Here is a 2,204-nt window from a genome sequence, read left to right on the forward strand (position 1 = left end):
GTGCGCCACGAGGCGCTGTTGTTTCGGATGGAGGTGAGAGACCTGCATCGCTCGGCCGTCGTAGCGGTCGGGTGGAAGCTGGCGGCAGCCTGATCCAGGGGACGCTGGGGAGGGTGGGAGCAGCCGCGGTGAAGTCAGGACGGTTCGGTACTACCGGACGGGCCGTGCCTGGTGAGCGAAACGGGAAGGTGTACGCGAGGAACCGGTGTCGTAAAGCCTCTTGATCGTCGACCAGCTCGAACCCGGTGGATCTGGGCTGGACAGCGGTGCGTAACCGTCCGGGGCGGCGTCAGCCAGACGTCCGCTACGGGCGGGGAACTGTCAGAACGGTGCTATGTGTCGGGTCTGGCAGGTCGTGGTGAAGGTCTGCGACGTCTTTGGGCGTGGCCACGACGAGGCCGCAGGGGCAAAGCCGGGCACCTAGTCCGTTGACCGAACAGCAGTGAACGTGGGAACCATCTGCGTCCGGTCCGTGGCTGCCTTCGGGTGGTCGCTGGATAGACGCGTCGCCTGTCGAAGGGCGTGGGTGGGGCGGAGCCGCCGTAGTACTCCGAGGCCGGGAGAGCCGGTCGCATGGGGAAGGGCGGCAGCGCGAGGAAGCAAGGAGGGACTGTGATGTCCGAAGAAGCGCCGGTGAACACTGGCGCCGTCTGCTGGCCGGGTGAAGACCAGGCTTGGTGGGCGGTACGGAGGATGCAGACCAAACTGCATTGCTGGGCGGCCGGGGAGTCCGAGAAGGGCTCTGGCCGCCGGTTTGATGATCTGTACAACCTGGTCTGCGACCCGGCGTTCTTGATGGTGGCGTGGCAACGCGTCGCCGGGAACAAGGGGTCGCGGACACCGGGGGTGGACCGGGCCACAGTGGCCCAGATCCGCTACCGGATCGGGGTGGAGGCGTACCTGGGTAAGGTCCGCGAGCAGTTGAAGACGCGGACCTTCCAACCGGTCGAAGTGCGGCAGGTGATGATCCCCAAGGCGAGCGGGAAACTGCGCAGCCTGGGCATCCCGACCGTGACCGACCGGGTGGTCCAGGCCGCGCTGAAGCTGGTGATGGAGCCCATCTTCGAGGCGGACTTCGAGCCGTGCTCGTACGGGTTCCGACCCAACCGGCGCGCGCAGGACGCAGTCGCTGAGATCCACCACTTCACGTCCAAGGCGTACAAGTGGGTGCTGGAAGCCGACATCGAGGCGTGTTTCGACATGATCGACCACGTCGCCCTGATGGACCGGGTCCGGCACAGGATCGGCGACAAGCGCGTGCTGGGGCTGGTCAAGGCGTTCCTCAAGGCCGGGGTGATGACCACCATCGGCACCCGCGAGGCGACGCACACTGGTACCCCGCAGGGCGGGATTCTGTCGCCGCTGTTGGCGAACGTCGCGTTGTCAGCGCTGGATGAGCACTTCATGGCGAAGTGGAACCAGCAGATGGCGAGCGAGGTGCAACGACAGCGCCGCCGCAGGCACGGCGAGGCGAACTACCGACTGATCCGGTACGCAGATGACTTCGTCATCGTCGTGACCGGCGAACGGGAACACGCCGAGCGTGTGCGCGAGGAAGTGGCAGGCGTGATCGCCCCGATGGGGTTGCGGCTGTCGCCCGAGAAGACCCGCGTGGTCCATATCGACCACGGGTTCGACTTCCTCGGCTTCACCATCCGACGGATGCGGAAGCGAGGGAGCAACAAGTGGTTCGTATACACCAAGCCCTCGGCCAAGGCGATCGCCACGGCCAAAGATCGGGTGAAGGCGATGACCTACAGATCGACCCTGCACCGCGAGCCCGGGTATCTCATGGAGTACCTGGGACGGGTGCTGCGAGGGTGGGCCAACTACTTCCGACACGGGGTGTCCAAGGCCGTGTTCGCCGGGATCGACTCCTACGCATGGGAACGGATCACGGCTTGGCTGCGGAAGAAGCACCGCATCGGATGGCCAGAACTCCGGCGCAGGTTCTGCCTGCCCGGGACCTGGAGGCTCGCCGTCGACGGCGTCAGGTTCAAGGGCGCAGCCAGCGTCCCCGTGGCCCGGTACCGATACCGCGGCTACCAGATCCCGACGCCATGGACGCCGACAGGTGACGCCGCCTGAACAGCAACCTCACGTGGAGAGCCCGGTGCGGTGAGAATCGCACGCCGGGTTCGGCGGGCGGCCCGGCGAAACGGACCCGGAGCAATCCGGGCACCGCGCCCCGGGCCGACCCAACT

At 66.6% G+C, this 2,204-nt stretch carries 1 protein-coding gene; it reads left to right on the plus strand.

Features of this window, described 5'->3' with window-relative positions; translation table 11 throughout:
- Positions 1 to 615: 615 nt before the first annotated feature.
- On the plus strand, positions 616 to 2,088 hold the full coding sequence (gene ltrA / locus EV648_RS42295; RefSeq protein WP_132302116.1) for a group II intron reverse transcriptase/maturase: 1,473 nt from the start codon (positions 616 to 618) through the stop codon (positions 2,086 to 2,088).
- The last annotated feature ends 116 nt before the right edge of the window (positions 2,089 to 2,204 follow it).

The sequence above is a fragment of the Kribbella sp. VKM Ac-2568 genome (assembly GCF_004345365.1).
Taxonomy (GTDB): Bacteria; Actinomycetota; Actinomycetes; order Propionibacteriales; family Kribbellaceae; genus Kribbella; species Kribbella orskensis.

Coding starts and splice junctions, on each gene's coding strand:
- ltrA (WP_132302116.1), top strand. CDS start 616: ATGTCCGAAGAAGCGCCGGTGAACACTGGCGCCGTCTGCTGGCCGGGT.